Source organism: Sphingomonas degradans (assembly GCF_053502645.1).
Map to the genome: position 1 here is coordinate 2157469 of NZ_CP177172.1, position 18126 is coordinate 2175594.

17 protein-coding genes and 1 tRNA gene are annotated in these 18126 nt (G+C 65.4%); 11 read left to right on the forward strand and 7 right to left on the reverse strand.

The annotated features are described in order from the left end of the window. Positions 1 to 2: 2 nt before the first annotated feature. Genes ACG3SL_RS09620 through ACG3SL_RS09630 form a run of 3 tightly spaced genes read left to right on the forward strand, consistent with a single transcriptional unit; the run spans position 3 to position 2370 of the window. Positions 3 to 569, forward strand: a complete 567-nt coding sequence (locus ACG3SL_RS09620) for a DUF1285 domain-containing protein (RefSeq protein ID WP_448664913.1) — start codon at positions 3 to 5, stop codon at positions 567 to 569. Then, positions 566 to 1159 carry a CoA pyrophosphatase gene (locus tag ACG3SL_RS09625; RefSeq protein ID WP_448664914.1) on the forward strand — a complete coding sequence of 198 codons (594 nt, stop codon included), beginning with the start codon at positions 566 to 568 and terminating at the stop codon, positions 1157 to 1159. Before ACG3SL_RS09620 ends, ACG3SL_RS09625 begins: the two co-directional genes overlap by 4 nt. Next, complete coding sequence (locus tag ACG3SL_RS09630) at positions 1147 to 2370, forward strand: CCA tRNA nucleotidyltransferase (protein ID WP_448664915.1); 1224 nt, start codon at positions 1147 to 1149, stop codon at positions 2368 to 2370. The genes ACG3SL_RS09625 and ACG3SL_RS09630 overlap by 13 nt, the downstream gene beginning before the upstream one ends. On the opposite strand, the gene ACG3SL_RS09635 is transcribed toward ACG3SL_RS09630, so the two are convergent. Together ACG3SL_RS09635 and parC are read right to left on the reverse strand one after the other, a co-directional pair. Beyond that, positions 2340 to 3956 carry a putative bifunctional diguanylate cyclase/phosphodiesterase gene (locus ACG3SL_RS09635; protein ID WP_448665106.1) on the reverse strand — a complete coding sequence of 539 codons (1617 nt, stop codon included), beginning with the start codon at positions 3954 to 3956 and terminating at the stop codon, positions 2340 to 2342. The two genes, ACG3SL_RS09630 and ACG3SL_RS09635, sit on opposite strands and share 31 nt — an antisense overlap. Before the next feature lie 169 nt (positions 3957 to 4125). Further along, positions 4126 to 6372, reverse strand: a complete 2247-nt coding sequence (parC, locus tag ACG3SL_RS09640; RefSeq protein WP_448664916.1) for a DNA topoisomerase IV subunit A — start codon at positions 6370 to 6372, stop codon at positions 4126 to 4128. Positions 6373 to 6607: 235 nt separating this feature from the next. Between parC and ACG3SL_RS09645 the strand changes: the two genes are divergently transcribed. The 4 genes from ACG3SL_RS09645 (at position 6608) to purQ (ending at position 9364) form a co-directional block, all read left to right on the forward strand. After that, entirely contained in the window at positions 6608 to 7447 is an 840-nt protein-coding gene (locus ACG3SL_RS09645) for a DUF4349 domain-containing protein (RefSeq protein ID WP_448664917.1), read from the forward strand. Between the two features lie 115 nt (positions 7448 to 7562). Then, a complete protein-coding gene (gene purC / locus ACG3SL_RS09650; protein WP_448664918.1) occupies positions 7563 to 8342 on the forward strand; it encodes a phosphoribosylaminoimidazolesuccinocarboxamide synthase in 780 nt (259 codons plus the stop codon). Between the two features lie 129 nt (positions 8343 to 8471). Next, positions 8472 to 8702 (forward strand): phosphoribosylformylglycinamidine synthase subunit PurS, encoded by a 231-nt coding sequence (gene purS / locus ACG3SL_RS09655; protein ID WP_448664919.1) that lies wholly within the window; start codon positions 8472 to 8474, stop codon positions 8700 to 8702. Further along, positions 8699 to 9364, forward strand: a complete 666-nt coding sequence (gene purQ, locus ACG3SL_RS09660; protein WP_448664920.1) for a phosphoribosylformylglycinamidine synthase subunit PurQ — start codon at positions 8699 to 8701, stop codon at positions 9362 to 9364. Before purS ends, purQ begins: the two co-directional genes overlap by 4 nt. Here the strand turns inward: purQ and ACG3SL_RS09665 are convergent. The 3 genes from ACG3SL_RS09665 to ACG3SL_RS09675 are packed head-to-tail and all read right to left on the reverse strand — an operon-like array spanning position 9332 to position 10763. Next, on the reverse strand, positions 9332 to 9700 hold the full coding sequence (locus ACG3SL_RS09665; protein WP_448664921.1) for a hypothetical protein: 369 nt from the start codon (positions 9698 to 9700) through the stop codon (positions 9332 to 9334). The two genes, purQ and ACG3SL_RS09665, sit on opposite strands and share 33 nt — an antisense overlap. Further along, complete coding sequence (locus ACG3SL_RS09670) at positions 9697 to 10017, reverse strand: hypothetical protein (protein ID WP_448664922.1); 321 nt, start codon at positions 10015 to 10017, stop codon at positions 9697 to 9699. The genes ACG3SL_RS09665 and ACG3SL_RS09670 overlap by 4 nt, the downstream gene beginning before the upstream one ends. Then, a complete protein-coding gene (locus ACG3SL_RS09675; protein ID WP_448664923.1) occupies positions 10017 to 10763 on the reverse strand; it encodes a queuosine precursor transporter in 747 nt (248 codons plus the stop codon). The genes ACG3SL_RS09670 and ACG3SL_RS09675 overlap by 1 nt, the downstream gene beginning before the upstream one ends. A gap of 60 nt (positions 10764 to 10823) precedes the next feature. Between ACG3SL_RS09675 and ACG3SL_RS09680 the strand changes: the two genes are divergently transcribed. From ACG3SL_RS09680 to ACG3SL_RS09695, 4 genes are all read left to right on the forward strand, one after another. Continuing rightward, a tRNA-Arg gene (locus ACG3SL_RS09680) sits at positions 10824 to 10900 on the forward strand. Positions 10901 to 10977: 77 nt separating this feature from the next. Next, the gene (locus tag ACG3SL_RS09685) at positions 10978 to 11601 is read left to right on the forward strand and encodes a LuxR C-terminal-related transcriptional regulator (RefSeq protein WP_448664924.1); all 624 of its coding nucleotides are present in this window, start codon (positions 10978 to 10980) and stop codon (positions 11599 to 11601) included. A gap of 251 nt (positions 11602 to 11852) precedes the next feature. Continuing rightward, complete coding sequence (locus ACG3SL_RS09690) at positions 11853 to 12617, forward strand: bacteriorhodopsin-like (protein WP_448664925.1); 765 nt, start codon at positions 11853 to 11855, stop codon at positions 12615 to 12617. A gap of 5 nt (positions 12618 to 12622) precedes the next feature. Next, the gene (locus ACG3SL_RS09695; RefSeq protein WP_448664926.1) at positions 12623 to 13558 is read left to right on the forward strand and encodes a beta-carotene 15,15'-dioxygenase, Brp/Blh family; all 936 of its coding nucleotides are present in this window, start codon (positions 12623 to 12625) and stop codon (positions 13556 to 13558) included. Positions 13559 to 13787: 229 nt separating this feature from the next. On the opposite strand, the gene ACG3SL_RS09700 is transcribed toward ACG3SL_RS09695, so the two are convergent. Together ACG3SL_RS09700 and ACG3SL_RS09705 are read right to left on the reverse strand one after the other, a co-directional pair. After that, a complete protein-coding gene (locus ACG3SL_RS09700) occupies positions 13788 to 16874 on the reverse strand; it encodes a TonB-dependent receptor domain-containing protein (protein ID WP_448664927.1) in 3087 nt (1028 codons plus the stop codon). A gap of 309 nt (positions 16875 to 17183) precedes the next feature. Further along, a complete protein-coding gene (locus ACG3SL_RS09705; RefSeq protein ID WP_448664928.1) occupies positions 17184 to 18116 on the reverse strand; it encodes an ROK family protein in 933 nt (310 codons plus the stop codon). Positions 18117 to 18126 lie beyond the last annotated feature (10 nt).

The window sequence follows — 18126 nt, forward strand, 5'->3', positions numbered from 1 at the left end:
TCATGCCCACGCCGCCGCCCTTTGATTTCGCCAGCCTGTCGCTCGCGGAGATCGCACGCCTCGCCGAGGAAAGCCGGTTGCCGCCGGTCGAGAGCTGGAATCCGGAGCATTGCGGCAACAGCGACATGCGAATCGCGCGCGATGGGACCTGGTTTCATCAGGGATCGCCGATCGGGCGGCCAGCGATGGTCCGGCTGTTCTCCACCATCCTGCGCCGCGAGCCCGACGGCCGATTCGTGCTGGTAACGCCGGTGGAGAAGCTCGACATCGAGGTCGAGGACGCGCCCTTCCAGGCTGTTGAGATCAAGGTCGACGGCGAAGGCGCCGCGATGCGCATCGCGTTTCGGCTCAACACCGGCGATCTGGTCACCGCCGGCCCCGATCACGCCCTGCGCTTTGCCGCGGAGGAGGAGGGCCCCCGCCCCTATCTGCACGTCCGTCGCGGGCTGGAGGCGCTGGTCGCGCGGCCGGTCTATTACGAACTGGCGCAGATCGCGCTGGCAAACGGCAGCACGCCGCCCGGCGTGTGGAGCAACGGCGCGTTCTTCGCGCTGGAGCCTGCGGAATGACGCTGGCCGATCGGCTGCGAGCGGGGTTGGCGGCGGCGGGCGACGGAGGCGTGATGCTGCCGGGCGACCATCATGACTTTGATCCTTCGATTCCCGGACAGGCGGCGGCGGTGCTGGTCGCAGTCACCGATCGCGTCGCGCCGGGCATCATCCTCACCCAGCGCACCGACACGTTGCGCCGCCATGCCGGACAGATCGCGTTTCCGGGCGGGCGAATCGATCCCGAGGACGACGGCCCGATCGCGGCGGCGCTGCGCGAGGCGCAGGAGGAAATCGCCCTGCCGCCCGATCGCGTGGACGTGATCGGCATGGTCGATCGCTATCGCACCGTCACCGGATATGACGTGGTCCCGGTCATCGGGGTGGTGCCCGCAGACCTGGCGCTGATCCCGTCCGAAGCCGAAGTGGCCGATGTGTTCGAGGTCCCCCTCGCCTTCCTGCTCGATCCCGCCAACCATATTCGCGCGAGCGCGCTCTATCAGGGGCGCGAACGGCACTATTATGAGATTCCGTGGCAGGGCAGGAGAATATGGGGCGCGACGGCGGCGATGTTGGTCAATCTTTCACGACGGCTGCAATGGCCGGCGTAATGCTGCCCGACGTCGAGTGGCGGCGGCGCGAGGGGCTCGACCGGCTTGCGTTGGTGCTGGGCGCCGATCGCGGCATGGCGCGCTATGTCGGCGGGGCGGTGCGCGATGCCCTGCTCGGCACGCCGGTGGCCGATATCGACATCGCAACACGCCACGCGCCGGACGACGTGCTGGACCTGTTGCGTGCCGCCGGTATCCGGGCGGTGCCGACCGGGATCGCCCATGGCACCGTCACCGCCGTGCTCGAAAGCGGGCCGGTGGAAGTCACGACGCTACGCCGCGATGTTTCCACCGACGGCCGCCATGCCACCGTCGCTTTCACCGATGACTGGCGTGAGGACGCGGCGCGGCGCGATTTCACGATGAACGCGCTGTACGCAGACCCGCTGACCGGCGAGATATTCGATTATTTCGATGGCCTTGCCGATCTCGACCGGCGGCATGTCCGCTTCATCGGCGACCCGTTGCAGCGCATCGCCGAGGACCATCTGCGGATCTTGCGGTTCTTCCGCTTCCTCGCCCGCTTCGGCGATGCGCCCGACGCGGAAGCGCTCGCCGCGTGCACGGCGCGGGCAAAGGACCTGATGGCGCTGTCGCGTGAGCGGATCGCGGACGAACTGCTCAAGCTGCTGGTCGCCAGGGATGCCGTGCGCACCGTCGCGCTGATGGTGGAACAGGGCATCTTCGCCCCCGTGCTGCCCGAGATCACCCACGAGCGCGCGGCGCAGCTGGCGCGGCTGGCCGAGCGCGAGACGGCAACCGACACGCCGCCCGACCCGATCCGGCGGCTGGCGGCGCTACTGCCGGTGGACGAGAAGGTCGCCGAGTCGGTCGGGGCGCGGCTGAAGCTCTCCAACGCCCAGCGCCAGCGGCTGCTGCGGCCGAGCCAGCGCCATGCCACCGAGTCGCCGCTCGCCCTCGGCTATCGCCTGGGCACCGAGGGCGCGATCGACCTGCTGCTGTTGTCGGACAGGGATACCGGCGCAATCGAATCGGATGTGCGCCATCTCCACAACTGGAAGCCCCCCGTCTTTCCGATGAGCGGCGGCGCGATCGTCAGCCGCGGCGTGCAGGCTGGCCCCGAAGTCGCGCGTCTGCTCAATCAGGTGAAGGCAAGCTGGATCGCCGAGGGCTTTCCCGACGCCGCGCGCGTCGAACAGCTTGCAGACGACGCCGTGGCTCAGCCCCGCCCCGCCATCAACAAGGCATAGGCATCGCGCTCCTCCAGGGGGCGCGCATACAGAAATCCCTGCCCATGGGTGCAGCCCAGCGCCGCGAGCGTCTGCGCCAGTTCGTTGGTCTCGATGCCTTCTGCGGTCGTCTGCATGCCCAGCGCCTGCGCCAGGCTCAGGATCGCGCGGACGATGGCGATCTTGTCGCGATCCGCGAGCATGCCCGACACGAAACTGCGATCGATCTTGAGTATGTCGATCGGCAGCTTCTGGAGATAGGCGAGGTTGGAGTAGCCCGTGCCGAAATCGTCCATGGCCAGCGTCGTGCCCAGATCCTTTAGCGCCATCATCGTCTGGCTGATGCGGTCGGGGTCGCTGACGATCGCACTCTCGGTGAGTTCCAGCGTCACGCGCTTGCCGGACACGCCGTGGCGCTCCAGAGCGGCGCTGACCATCGCCGGGATATGATCGCGCTGGAGCTGGATTGCGGACAGGTTCACCGCCACCCTCACCTGCGAATCGCCCCCTGCGCGGCGGTCCCACTGTGCCAGTGTGTGCGCGGCTTCTTCCATTGCCCAGCGCCCGAGCGGCACGATCAGGCCCGATTCCTCCGCCACCGGTATGAAATCATTGGGCGAGAGCTTCACGCCCTCTTCATTGGTCCACCGGGCCAGCGCTTCAAACGACGTGATCCTGTCGGTGGCGAGATCGCAGATCGGCTGGAAGCTCAGCGTCATGTCGCCATTCTCGATCGCCCGGCGCAGCTCGGTTTCGAGCCCGAATTGCTCGCGTACGATGTGAAAAGCGCGCGTGTGGTACACTTCGGTCCGCCCGCTTGTCTTGGCGCGCTTCACGGCGAACTGCGCGTTGCGGATCAGGTCTTCGGGGTCGCCGTCATTGTCGCTGCCCAGCGCGATTCCGATCGAGCATTCGACGCGGATCTCGAAATCCGAAAGGCGGAACGGCGTGGTCAGCGCCCCCTGGATGCGCTTCGCGACGTGCAACGCATCGTCCGCGCCATCGTCGAGTGTCAGCAGCACGCCGAACTCGTCGCCGCCCAGCCGCGCGAGGATGTCGCGCGCCCGCAATGCCCCCTTCAAGCGGCGCGCGACCGAGATGAGCAGTTCGTCGCCGGCCAACCCGCCCACGCACGCATTGACGCGGCTGAACCGATCGAGATTGACGACCAGCACCGCGAACCCGGCGCCCTTGCCCGGCGCGATCGCCCCTTCCACGCCGTCGCTGAAGCCCGAGCGATTGGGGAGCCCGGTAAGGCTGTCGGTCGCCATCTCGCGGCGCAGGCTATACTCGGTGCGGAGTTCGGACGTCTGATCGACCAGCGTGGCAAGGCACCGGTCCTGCCCGACATGGATGTTCCGCCGCGCCAGCAACACGCGGAAGTGACGCGAGTCGACGGCCGCGCCGAACTGCCACGCAATTTCGCAATGCGTGTCGCTGGATAGCAGGAAATTCCGGATTCGCCCCTCCAGCAGGCGGATCAGCGGCGACTCCACGGCCATGGTGCCAAGGCCGGCGATACGGAATGCCCGGTTGATCGCCTCCAGGTGCAGCACATCGTCCTTCAACAGGATCAGCGCCGCGGGAATCGGCAGCAGGTCCAACAGCGCCCCGTTCTCGCCAGGGCCAAAGGCAACGTCGGGCGCAGCGTCCGGAATCACTTCCGCCCGTCTGAAAGCTCCGAGTATAGGCCGTCGCAGCGCCATTGCCCCACCGCTAGGTCGAATTGGTTAAGAGCCCCTGAAGCAAGGGGTTTTTGTAAGTTTCCGTAGCGTCTCAGAAGCGATTGTCACGCGGGAAGCCGGTCGGCGGCATCCGGCCCGCCGCCCCACGCGCCGCGCGCCAGGGCGAAAGGTCGCTTTCGGTGCGGGTCCGGCCGGTGTCGCCGCCCATCGCCCAGCTCAGCCCGTCCGCCATGCGGAAGGTGATGACGTCCGACAATCCGCCATCGCGGTATCGCTGGAGCTGCACCCCCTGCCCGCGCGCCAACTCAGCGACTTCGGATAGCGGGAATACCAGCATCTTGCGGTTGTCGCCGATTGCCGCGACCGCGTCGTCCTCGGCGGCGATCGGGCGGACGATCTTTAGCTTCGCGCCGGTGCGCGGAGTCACCACCTGCTTGCCCTTGCGAGTCTCGGCGATGACATCCTCAACCGCGACGACAAACCCACGGCCGTCGCTCGCCGCGACCAGCAGCTTGGGCGCCGCCGAGGCCGGCAGCAGCGCGATGATATTACGCTCGCCCTCCAGGTCGATCATCAACCGCACCGGCTCGCCAAAGCCGCGCCCGCCGGGCAGCTTGTCGCCGCCCAGCGTGTAGAAGCGCCCGGTATCCGCCGCCAGCAACAGCTTGTCCGTCGTCTGCGCGTGGAAGGCGTAGAGCGGGCCATCGCCTTCCTTGAACTTCGCCGTGTCGGCAGAGGCGAGGTCGACATGCCCCTTCATCGCGCGGATCCACCCGCGCTGCGACAGGATGACCGTGATCGGCTCGCGCTCGATCATCGCCTCCAGCGGGATTTCGCGCGTCGGGCCCGCTTCCTTGATCGCGGTACGCCGCGCCCCCAGCGCCGTGTCCTGGCCATAACGGACCAGCAGCTTGCCAAGGTCACGCTTCATCCGGGTGCGCTGCCGCGCGTCGGACGACAACAGCGTTTCCAGCTCGGCCTTTTCCTTCTCCAGCGTCGCCTGTTCGCGGCGAAGCTCCATTTCCTCGAGCCGCCGCAGCGACCGCAACCGCATGTTCAGGATCGCCTCGGCCTGGCGGTCGTTCAGCTGGAACTCCGCCATCATCACCGGCTTGGGCTCGTCCTCGGTGCGGATGATCTCGATCACGCGGTCCAGGTTGAGGAAAGCGATGATATAGCCGCCAACCAGCTCCAGCCGGTCGGCGATCTTGTTCAGCCGGTGCTCGGACTTGCGCCGCAGCACGACGAACTGGTGCTCCAGCCACTGGCTCAGCGCTTCGTGCAGGCTCATCACGCGCGGCGTGTGGCGTGCATCGAGCACGTTGAGGTTCAGCGGCACGCGGACTTCGAGGTCGGACAGCCGGTACAGGCTCTCGATCAGCGTATCGGCATCCACGGTGCGGCTGCGCGGTTCCAGCACGACGCGGATGTCCTCGGCCGATTCGTCGCGCACGTCGGCCAGGATCGGCAGCTTCTTTTCGTTGATGAGGTCGGCGATCCCCTCGATCAGCTTACCCTTCTGCACGCCGTACGGGATTTCGGACACGACAAGGTGCCAGCCCCCGCCCTTTTCGGTGACCTTCTCGATCTTCGCCCGCACCCGGAACGAACCCCGTCCCGTGGCATAGCTTTCGGCGATCGCGGCGGGGCTGTCGACGACGACGCCTCCGGTCGGGAAATCGGGGCCGCGCACATGATCCAGCACATTCGCCTGCGGATTGTCGATCAGCGCGACGGCGGCGGCGATCAGTTCGGCGGCGTTGTGCGGCGGGATGCTGGTCGCCATGCCCACGGCGATGCCGGCGGCGCCATTGGCGAGCAGATTGGGGAACAGCCCCGGAAACAGCTCCGGCTCTTCGTCCTCGCCATTATAGGTGGCGCGGAAATCGACGGCGTTCTCGTCCAGCCCCTCCATCAGGTCGATCGCGACCTGGGTCAGCCGGGCCTCGGTATATCGATACGCGGCGGCGTTATCGCCATCGATATTGCCGAAATTCCCCTGCCCGTCGACCAGGGGATAGCGCAGCGCAAAGGTCTGGGCGAGGCGGACCATTGCGTCATAGACCGAAGCGTCGCCATGCGGATGGTATTTACCGATCACGTCGCCGACGACGCGGGCGCATTTCTTGTACCCGCTCGCCGGATCGAGCTTGAGCAGCCGCATCGCCCAGAGCAGGCGGCGGTGCACCGGCTTCAGCCCGTCGCGGACGTCGGGCAGCGAGCGCGCCGTGATCGTCGACATCGCATAGACGAGATAGCGCTCGGACAGCGCGCTATCGAAGGAAACGTCCGTCGGGCCGGAGCCCGGGTCCAGATTGGTGTCGGTATCAAGTGCCATCGCGACACTGGATAGCAGCGCCACGCCGAAAGGGAACATACCGAGTGCAAAGCGGCGCACGGAAGCGGCGCAAGGCCGCGATTTTGGCGGGTTGGCCCAGTCGCCGGGCATGCGCTTGCCACAATGTTGCCATGATTATGGCCAAATTGTGTTGACGAACTCCCATCGCCGTGGTGGATTATCGCTCGGCGGGATCGTCCGGGGGTCCGGCACGCCGCCATGGGAGACCAAGGGCATGCGCAAATTGTTGATCGTGACGCTTTCCGCGACGCTTGCCGCCTGCTCGGCGCAGGAATCGGGGCAATCCGGCGACGCGCCGACCGCGCCCGCCGCCGAGCAAAAGCCCAGAAGCCCGGCGAAGCTGGACGTGAAGCTGCCGCAACTCGCCTATTCCTACGCGCTGCACTTCATGCTGCCGGGCGCCAAGATGCAGGCGGCGCAGGACGCGCATCTGGCATTCTGCGACTGGATGGGCCCCACGCGGTGCCAGTTGCTCGCAATGGAGCGCGGCAGCGCCGACGATGCGAGCAGCCTGGGATCGATCAAGCTGCGGGTCGCGACCGCCGATGCCAAGCTCTTCTCCGACACGCTTTCCCAGCAAGTCACGGGCGCCGGCGGGCGGACCGTCGACACCAAAATCGGCGCCGATGACGTATCGAAGCAGATCGTCGATGCCGAGGCGCGAATCCACCAGCGCGAATTGCTGGTCTCGCGGCTTACCGAGGTGCTCCGTACCCGTACAGGCAAGGTCGGCGACCTCGTTGACGCCGAACGCAGCGTCGCCCAGGCGCAGGAGGAACTCGATCAGGCGCGCGGCTGGCTGACCGAACTGCGCGGTCGCGTCGCCATGTCCACGTTCGAGCTTCGCTACGAAGCCATCGCCCCGGCGCTGTCCGCCAGCACCATGGGCAGCCAATTGGGCGAAGCGGCGCAAGGCGCGGGCAGCGCGTTCCTGATAGGGCTGCGCCTGTTGCTCACGCTGCTGCTCTATGTCGGCCCCTGGGCCGCGCTGCTCCTGCTGGCGCTGTGGCTGGGCAGAAAATGGGGCAAGCGGAACGATGCGCCATCCGCGTGAACGCTGATTGCGCGCCCTGCCCCCTTTCGGTATAGCGCCGGACTTCTCTCACGCCCCGGCAGTTGCGCGGTCTTCCGCGCCGCCGGGGCAGCGCATTTTCAGGGGTAAAGGCCGAATGGCACGCCGCCGGCAAATCTATGAAGGCAAGGCAAAGATTCTCTATGAGGGTCCGGAGCCCGGCACGCTGATCCAGTATTTCAAGGACGATGCAACGGCCTTCAATGCCCAGAAAAAGGGCACGATCAACGGAAAGGGCGTCCTGAACAACCGTATTTCGGAGCACATCTTCACGCTGCTCGGCGGAATCGGGATTCCGACGCACTTTATTCGTCGTCTCAACATGCGCGAACAGCTTATTCGCCAGGTCGAGATCGTGCCGATCGAAGTGGTCGTGCGCAACGTCGTCGCCGGATCGCTCGCGAAGAAGCTGGGGATCGAGGAAGGCACGCCGCTGCCCCGCACGATCGTCGAATATTATTTCAAGGACGATGCGCTGGGCGACCCGATGGTCACCGACGAGCATATCCTCGCCTTTGGCTGGGCGACGCAGGAAGAACTGCACGACATGGCCGACATGGCCATTCGCGTGAACGATTTCCTCTCGGGCCTGTTCGCCGGAATCGGCATCCGGCTGGTCGACTTCAAGCTGGAATTCGGTCGCATCTGGGATGGCGATTATGCGCGCATCATCCTGGCCGACGAGATCAGCCCCGATGGCTGCCGCCTGTGGGACATCGCCACCAACGAAAAGCTCGACAAGGACCGGTTCCGCCGCGACCTGGGCGGCGAAGTCGAGGCCTATCAGGAAGTCGCGCGCCGGCTGGGCCTGTTCCCCGAAGGCGAGGATTCGGCCGTGCTCGACCTGGAAAGCCATCGCAAGCGCCGGGGCAAGTAAGCACCGGGCGGGCAACCCCCGCCGCGCTACAGATCGACAAGCCCCCGTGCCCCGGCGCGGGGGCTTTGTTGTGTCGGGCGACACACTTTGGGATTGCGGGAATCGCCCTCGGGGGCCATAGGCGCGGCCATGAAGCTCCGCATCATCGTAACCCTGAAGAATGGCGTGCTCGACCCTCAGGGTAAGGCGATCCAGCACGCATTGTCCGGCCTTGGTTTCGGGGGCGTCGATGATGTCCGCGCGGGCAAGATCTTCGAACTCCAGGTCGCCGACGACACCAGCGACGCCGCCATCGACGAGATGTGCCGCAAGCTGCTGGCCAACACGGTGATCGAGAACTACCGGATCGAAAAGCTGTGAAGACCGCAGTCATCGTCTTCCCCGGTTCCAATTGCGATCGCGACATCGCGGTGGCGCTGGAAGCGGTGACCGGCCGCAAGCCCGAAATGGTATGGCACGGTGAAGCCGATCTGCCCGACGGCGTCGGCCTGATCGCCCTGCCCGGCGGCTTTTCCTATGGCGATTACCTGCGCTGCGGCGCGATCGCCGCCCGCTCGCCGGTGGTGCGCGCCGTGGTGGACGCGGCCGGGCGCGGCGTGCCGGTGATCGGCATCTGCAACGGCTTCCAGGTGCTGACCGAAACCGGGCTGCTGCCCGGCGCGCTGATGCGCAATTCGGGGCTGAACTTCGTGTGCCGCGACGTGCCGCTGACCGTGGACAACAGCCAGTCGATCTTCACCAGCGCCTATCGCAGCGGTGAGGCGATCACCGTGCCGGTGGCGCATCACGACGGCAATTACTTCGCCGACACCGACACGCTCGACCGCCTCGAAGGCGAAGGCCGCGTGGCGTTCCGCTATGCCGAGGACGTCAACGGATCGGCGCGCGGCATCGCGGGCGTGCTCAACCAGTGCGGCAACGTGCTGGGCATGATGCCGCACCCGGAACGGCGGATCGAAGCCGCGCAGGGCGGCACCGACGGCCGCCGGCTATTCGAGGGGCTGCTCCAGGCCGTCGCCTGAGCGACGCGCGCGGCGCGCCTCCAGCGCCGCCGTGGCCCGCCGGACCAGCATCGGCGTGAAGATCAGCAACAGCGTCGGGGTCTGCATCGTCATCCAGATGTCGTGGAGCGATGCCCCCAGCCGATCCTCGCCGCTGGCCGGATTGAGCATGTCATAGGTCTCGTTGATCAGCTCCAGCGCGAGCAGCAGCGACCACGGCCGCCAGTCCCACGGCACGCGCCGCAGCACCGCCGCACCCGCGAGCAGGATCATCATGCCCAGCAAGGCATGCAGCGTCGAATCGGGCAGCCCCGTAAAGGCGCCGATCCCTTCCTTCCAATGCTGCCAGAAACTCACGTACGGACCGCGAACAGCGAAGTGGTGCGCGCCAGCGTGGCGATCGCAAGGGGCCAGAACATCGTGTTGCAAATATCCTTGACGTTCCCCCACGGATGGATGGGGGTGTGATAGACCAGGCTGTCGCGGAGGTCCCACATCTCACCCGCCAGCGCAGCCGCCATAACGACCGCAAGCGGCTTCCAGTTGCGGACCCCATCGCGAAACAGCCACGCGCTGCCCAGAAACAGCGCGAGGCCGACATAGATGTGCAGGGCGTCCTTGGCGAGATCGACATGCGTGACGATCCACCATTTGACCGCCTGCAGCGGACTCATCACACCCGCGTCGCGAAGGGCGTGAAGTCCGTCCCCTCGTCATACACGTCGACGCCCTCGCGCCGCTTCAGGAAGTCGACCACCAGATAGGTCACCGGCGTGAGTACCACTTCCCATGCGACCTTGAGCGCCCATTGCGTGAACAGCACCTGGATGACCAGGTCCGTGGTCCATCCCGCGGCGCCCAGGAAAGCGAGCGGGTAAAAGATCAGGCTGTCCACCGCCTGCCCCGCCACCGTCGACCCGATCGTGCGGCTCCACAGCATCCGCCCGCCGGTCCACAGCTTCATGCGTGCGAGGACATAGGAATTGACGAACTCGCCCGCCCAGAACGCGCACACCGAGGCGAGCACGATTCGCGGCACCTGGCCGAAAATGGTCTCATACGCGCCTTGGTTGCCCCAGCTAGGCGCCGGCGGCAGCGCGACGACGACCCATGCCATCACCGCCATGAACAGCACGGCGGCCGTGCCCGCCCAGATCACCCGACGTGCGCGGGCATAGCCATAAACTTCGGTAAGCACGTCGCCGATCACGTACGAAACGGGGAAAAACAATATGCCCGCGCCGAACGGCCAATAGCCGACGCCCGGCAGCCAGACCTGCGCCACCTTGCCCGCGCCCAGCACGTTGGACAGCAGCAGGATCGCGACGAAGGCCGCCATCACGAAATCATAATAGCGGAAATGCCCGCCCGCCACGTCGCGCGCCGCAACATGCGCCGGTCCCGATGCCCCTTTGCTCATGCACAAACTATGATCCTGGTTCCGCTACGACGCAATCCGTGGCAGAGGCACCCGCAGCGCGCGCCCGTAGCTCAGCTGGATAGAGCATCTGCCTTCTAAGCCGATGGTCGCAGGTTCGAATCCTGCCGGGCGCGCCAATAATCATGTGCAACCCACCCCAAACACCGATAGTATGCGGACGGGAGGGGCATGCAATCGATATGACCCACGCGCTATGAATCAGGCAGCGGAACTAGTTGCGCCGAGCAATCCGCATGTCCGCCTGATTGTCGACAGCCCCATTCCTTCGGTCATCAGCGATCCCCGGCGGCCCGACAATCCCATCATTGCGTGCAATGCGGCGTTTTGCGCGCTGACGCAGTATCCGGCCGAGGAAGTGATCGGTCGCAATTGCCGCTTCCTGTCGGGTCCCGCGACCGAGCCCTGGCTGAGCGAGGAAATCCGGCGCGGGGTGCGCGAGCATCGCCCGGTGCTCGTCGAAATCCTGAACTACAAACGCAGCGGCGAGCCCTTTCGCAACGCCGTCCTCGTCGCGCCGGTCTATGACGAGGAGGACGCATTGCTCTATTTCCTCGGCTCGCAGATCGAAATCGACGCCCCGGCAGCGACACCTTCGAGCATGCGCCGCATCCGCGCGGCGGAAAAGGTGCGCGCGCTTTCTGCACGGCAGAGCCAGGTGCTGAAACTGGTCGCCGGCGGGCTGCTCAACAAGCAAATCGCCGCCGAACTGGATCTGGCAGAAAAGACCGTCAAAATGCATCGCGCGATCCTGATGGAGCGGCTTGGGGTGCACAACATCGCCGAACTGATCCGGCTGGCGGTGGAAGCGGGCCTCTGACGCTTGTTCCCTGCGATACGGTACAAGGTCCGTATCGCCCGGTGAATAACCGGCCAATACTCTCCCTCTCGCCACAGTCTGTCCCAAAGCGTTTAGATCTGCCCGGATTTAGAGTTCATCCCCTTTGTATCCTCTGTCCTGCTGTGGCGGCGTGTCGAAGGCCCTGAGATCGAGACCGAACGATCGATCGACCTTCCGCAAAACAACGGCTCGACGCTGCGGCGTCGTGGAATATTGCGAAGGATATTTCGATGGATGTAATAACGCCTTTCCAGTTCTCGCTGGTGTACAACGCCTTTTCCTTCACATTCGCGGCAATGGCCGCCGCCACGGCGTTTCTATGGCTGAGCCGATCGCAGGTCGCGCCTGCCTATCGAACGGCGCTGACGATTTCGGGGCTGGTGACTGCGATTGCGGCCTATCACTATTTCCGGATCTTCGAGAGCTGGAACGCGACCTATACGTTCAAGGACGGCGTGGTGCTGACCACCGGCTTCGCGTTCAACGACGCCTATCGCTATGTCGACTGGCTGCTCACCGTACCGCTGTTGCTGATCGAACTGGTGCTGGTGATGCGGCTCTCGCGGGAGGAAACTTCGTCCAAGGCGATCCGGCTCGGCTCTGCGGCGGCGCTGATGATCGTGCTGGGGTATCCCGGCGAGATCGCCGCCGACATTCCGACCCGCGCGCTGTGGGGCACGCTGTCGGCGATCCCGTTCGTCTACATCGTCTGGGAACTGTTCACCGGCCTGGGCAGCTCAATCGAGCAGCAGCCCGCCGGCGCGCGCGAACTGGTGCGCAAGGCGCGACTGCTGACCTTTGCGTCATGGGGCTTCTACCCCATCGTCTATATGGCGCCCTATGCCGGGCTGACCGGGGGCACGGTGACCACCACGATCCAGATCGGCTACACGATCGCGGATCTGGTCGCCAAGGCCGGGCTGGGCATCCTGATCTTCCTGATCGCCGTCCGGAAGTCCGAAGCCGAGGCAGGCGGGAAAGCATACGCAGTCTGATCCAAATGACCGCAGCCGCAGTCCTGCGCAAACCGACCGCTCGCCGCGCCTTTCAAGGGCGCGGCGATGTCGTCTATCCCGCCTATTGGGTCGCAGCGTGCGGCCTGGCGGGCGCGATGCTGTTACAGGTGCCGCTCGAGGCGCCGGCCGCGGTCGCCGCGGGCACTCTCCTGTTCCTGGGCGGCGGACTGCCCCATGGCGCCTATGACATCGCGCTGCTGCGGCGCGCGGTGGCGCTCCGTCGTGGCGGCATGGCGCTTGCGGTGGGGTGCTATGCGGCGGTGGCGCTCGCGATGGCGGCGCTGTGGATGACGGTGCCGCTGGCCGCGCTGATCCTGTTCCTGCTGGCGGCGGCTGTCCATTTCGGCGAGGACTGGCAGATGCTGGAGGAGCCGCTGCTCCGCTTCGCCGCCGGCGCCGCGATCCTGGCCGCGCCCGCGATCGGCCACCCGGCGGAGGTATCCGCGCTGTTCGGGGCGATGAGCGATCCGCGATCGGATAGTATCACGCGCATCATCATCGCCGCCGCCCCGGTGGTATTGATGGTGACGGCAGTGGGCATCGCGATCGCGTGGCGGGACGGAAGCCGGCACTGGGCCGCTGCGATGGCGCTGTGCCTTGTCCTGCTGATCGTCGCGCCCCCCGTCGCGGGGTTCGCGCTGTTCTTCGTCTTCCTGCATTCGCCGCGCCACCTTGCCCAGACGCGTGGGATATTGCGCGACATGACACAGGCGCAGTGGCTGGCGACCGGGGCCAGCCTGTCTGCCGCTGCGGTGTTCGGCTGGTGGGGCGTGCAAAGGCTGGCGGCGGCGCCGGTAAGCCCAGTACTGGCGGCGCAGGCGTTTCAGCTGCTCGCCGCGGTGGCCGTGCCCCATCTGCTGCTGTCGCGCTGGCTGGAAAAGCGGCTTGCCGACGCGCCGCGCCCCGCCCGTCCCCGCTGAACGCGGCTGGGATCAGCCGCGCAGCGCCGTATCCGCCACCACAAAAGCCCCGTCGCCCAGTGCCGGGGCGACGATGTGGGTCGGGGCGTTGCGGGGTGCCTGGACCGCGGCCAGACCCCTGGGATCGCGATGGGCCAGCCATGTGTTTTTTGGCCAGGCGGCTGTGACGCTCTAGGTCAGCCAAAACGGAATGGCTGCCCGGAATCGAACGCCCGGGCAGCCTGGAACCTCAGAAACGGGCCGAAATGCCTGCCCGCAAGGTACGTCCCCGCACCCCATAATAGGAAGGGAAAGTATTGAAATACTGCCCGACGCCATAGGTGGTGTCGAAACCGATCAGCGGCGGATCCTTGTCGAACAGGTTCTGCACGTTGAACCGCAGCTCGATCCCCTTTGCCAGCGTGACGTTGGTGTGGAGATCGAAATAGCTGACGCCCGGAATGTGGCTCGCCAGCGGATAGGTCTGGCCTGGCGCCGCCGCCAGAACCGTGTTGGTCGACAGTTTCGAAATGCTGGTCGGCCCGGTGTAGCGCCAGGTAACGCCCAGTCCGCCCTTGATCCACGGAAGCCGCCAGTTCACGCCCGCGACATGGCGCCAGCGCGGCATCGGATCACCACATGCGAATCCGAAATAGCCCAGGCACGACCACGGAGTGTTGCCCGGCGCGAACTGCCGTTCATACTTTGTGGTCAGCGTTCCGTTGAAGTTCAGATTAAACGTACCGAGTTTGTCGCCTATGCCCAGCTGCTTGGGATCCAGCGCGTAGTTGGCCGAAAAATCGATACCGCGGGTCGCAGTGTATCCCGAGTTATTGTAGCGGGCATCTGCCACCTGCAGCACGCCCGTCTGGGGATCGCGCTTATAGAACTGGCAGAAGAACTCGACTTTGTTGTCATAGCATTGGTTGAACGCCATGCCGATGCGGGTCCATTCGAACGCACCCCGGATCATGATGTCGTACCAGTCGACCGTCGCGGTGAAGCCCTTGAAGAAGCGCGGCTGGAACACCGTGCCGATGGTAACGCTACGCGAGCGTTCCGGCTTCAGGTCGGAATTGCCGCCATTGATCAGCGTCGTCGGGCAGAATCCGTTCGAGTCGCAGCCGGTGTAGCTGGTCAGGGCATCATATTGCGCGCGGGTCATGCCGGTCGAGCACTGCTCAAACGTATAGCGCTTCGCGCCGTTGCCGTCGGCCGAGGCGCGCGGCGGCGCACACAGATCGAGCATCAGCGTGTTTGGATAGCGGTTCTCGCCTTCAAGACGCTCGAGCACGCCCACCCGCACCGCGCGGTTGTAGCTGCCGCGGAAGCGCAGGTCGTCGATCGGGGCCCAACTCGCCTCGGCCTTCCAACTGCGGACCAGGCTGCTGTACACGTCATAGTCGGAAATCCGGTAACCGCCGTTGATGGAAAGCTCCTTGAAGAACGGCCGGTTCTCGATCAGCGGAATGTCGATCTCGCCGCCCAGTTCGCGGACGCTGGTGCGCCCGTCGAACGTGGTGAAGTTCGACCAGACGCCAAAGCCCTGCGACTGGTTCCGGTATTTGCGATACTCGCCGGTAATCGCGAAACCGATGCCGCTTTCCGCCAGCGGGCTCTTCAGACCATAGTCTTCCAACGTGCCGGACACGAGGCCGTTGATCACTTGCAGATCGTTCTGCTGACGACGGCTGCCCGTAGAGGTGAGCCAGTTGTAGACCGCATCGCTGATCGTCACATTGGAAGAGAAGGCGTCGATCGGCTGGCAGCTCGGATCGGTGCCATCGATCTTTGACAGGCAGGTCGGCGTGCCGTTGACGTTGCGCACCTGCAGCCCGCGCGCCAGACGATTGGGAAGATCGTCATACCATTGGTGGTCTGCCGAGCCCTGCTGGATGTTGCGCGTCTTCTGATAGCCCAGCTCGAACCGAATCTTGTCGGCAAGCTTGCCGGAAAGGATCAGCGAGCCGCGCCAGTCGGTCGTGGTATTGCGGAAGTTCGATAACATACCCGGCCGGAACAGCGACAGGGAGATCGGGTCGCTGAGCGCCGTCGTTCCCGCCGCCGCGCCGCATATCATCTGCGCCTGCTGCTGGCCGAGCATCGGGTTGTCGCAATTGACCGGCGCGGCGGGCGTCCAAAGGCCGCCATCGACCGAATTGCGACCGTTCTCGACGATGCGGCTGTACAGGAAGCTGCCGCTCAGCCGCATGCCGAGGGGAAGGTCCGCCGTCAGAAAGCCGCCGGCATTGACCGTCTCGTTGCGCCGCTGGATCGAATCCACCCGCTGGATGCGCTTTTCATCCGCTGTGTCATAAGGCCGGAAACTGCGCGATCCGTCCTTCGCGTTGGTCAGATCCTGGCCGTTCACGTTGAAATGATTGTACGGGTTGTAGGTAGTGCCGTCACACGACCATTTGGAGTTGCCCGCAGCCGGGTTGCTCGGATCGAACATCAGCAGCGGACAATTGGTGATGTCCAGGTCGCGGAACTGGATCGGATCGGCTTTCTTGTAGGTGGCGAATGCGCTGATGTTGACATGGTCGCCGAGTAACGACTTGCCGACCGCGAGCGATGCGAAGTAGTTTCCGCCCCCAAAATAACTGTCTTTCGGAACCGAATAGCCTGAATTCCGGGCGAGACCAGTCAGTAGCGTGTTATTGTTGTTGTGATTGAAGCCGCTGACTTCGGCATCGAAGGCGATGCCGTCGAACTTGCGCTTCAACACGAAGTTGATCACGCCCGCGATCGCGTCGGAACCATATACCGCCGAAGCACCGCCGGTCATGATGTCGATCCTCTCGATCAGAGCGCCGGGTACGATGTTTACGTCGTTATCCATCCGCTGACCGTTGAGGAGCGTGAGCGTACGTCCGGCACCCAGCCTGCGCAGGCCCACGGGCGCCGAACCCGACGTCCAGGTTGCGCCCTGCAACCCCAGCATCGGTGTGACCTGCGGTAATTGCGCCAGTGCGTCTTCGATGCGCGCGAGCCCCCGCTCCTTCAGATAGGTCGAATCGATCGTCGTGATCGGCGCGTTGCTGGTCATGTTCGGGCGCACAATGCGCGTGCCCGTCACGATGATGTCGGCGCTGTCCTGCTTGCTCTTTTCGGTATCGGTGGGCTCGACCGTGCCGGAAATGCCGGCAGAGGCGCTGCCGTCTTGCTGGGGGGGCGAATCGCTGTCTGTTCGCGCCTGCGCCGAAGCTGCTCCGGATACGACCATCGCAATCAACGACACGCCCAAGCCGATGCTCTTAGCACTATATTTCACTAGCTTACCCCCCATTTGTTGTTTTGCCACAGGGAAGCTATCGCAAATCGCGCGCGGGCACAAATACGTTATACGATATTCAATATAACGTAGGGGTTGCGGGGTGTTGCAATCTCCGGCGCGCAGGACATTTTTCGTCCCGTCTCCGGCTTCTCATAGGCCGGCCAAATGTCGCGATTCTGCGTCTGCGTGGCGGCCATCGCGCGCACGGCAAACTATCGAAACCCAGTGGTTTCGCCGATAGAAGATAAGGCCACGCCGCCCCGCGACTTCGGTCGAGGCAAACTGGCTGCGCGAAAATCGCGTTGGCCCGATCTCCGGCTCTCGTGCACCGACTGCGGCTATTTCACCTGTCGAGCGCCAGCTGCGCCCTTACCGCCGGCGGCGCGCTGCCTGGTCAGCGACGGCAATCGCCCCCAGCGGGCCCGCCTTGTCGCCCAGTGCCGGGGCGACGACATAGGGGCCGCTATCGGGCAATCGCATATAGCCGCTCAGGCTCTCGACCAACGCCGCCTCGATCCGGGCAAGCAGGTGCGACTGGCTGTTCAGGACACCCCCGCCGATCGCAATGCGGTGTGGCCCGGTGGAACAGACGATCGCGTGGCACATCGCCGCCAGCGTGTGGACGACAGGCTCCCACACCGGGTCCTGCGGCGCCACGTCCCTGACCGCGCGCCCGCCCAGCCGCACCACCAGCGCTGAGCCGGAGGCAAGCCCCTCGACGCAGTCATCGTGAAACCGGCAGACGCTGGGATGCGTATCGCCGGGCAGACGGGGCACGCGGATATGCCCCAATTCGCTGTGGCCGATGCCCCGTGTCGGGCGGCCATGCACGATCAGGCCCACGCCCACGCCGGTGCCGACCGTGACATAGGCGAAGTCGTCGATCTCCTGCGCGCATCCCCACGCCATTTCCGCCAGCGCGGCGCCGTTCACATCGGTATCGAACCCGACCGGCACCGGGAACGGCGCGGAGAGGACGCCGCGCACATCGGTGCCCGGCCACGCGGCCTTGGTGCTTGCCAGGATCTGGCCATATCGCGGGGAGGAAGGATCGAGATCGAGCGGGCCGAAAGACGCGATGCCCAGCGCCGCGAACCCGTGCGCCGCGTACCAGTCCTCAAGGATGGCGAGCAACGCCGGCAGCGTCTCGTCAGGGTGCGTCGTGGGGACGGTGCGCTGATCGAGGATGTCGCTGCCCCGCGCCAGCGTGCACACGCATTTGGTGCCCCCCAGCTCGACGCCGGCCCGAAGCGTGGCCTGGTTCCCCGCCGTCACGCGCGCGACGCCCGCGTCGGTGCGCAAAGCCCAAAGT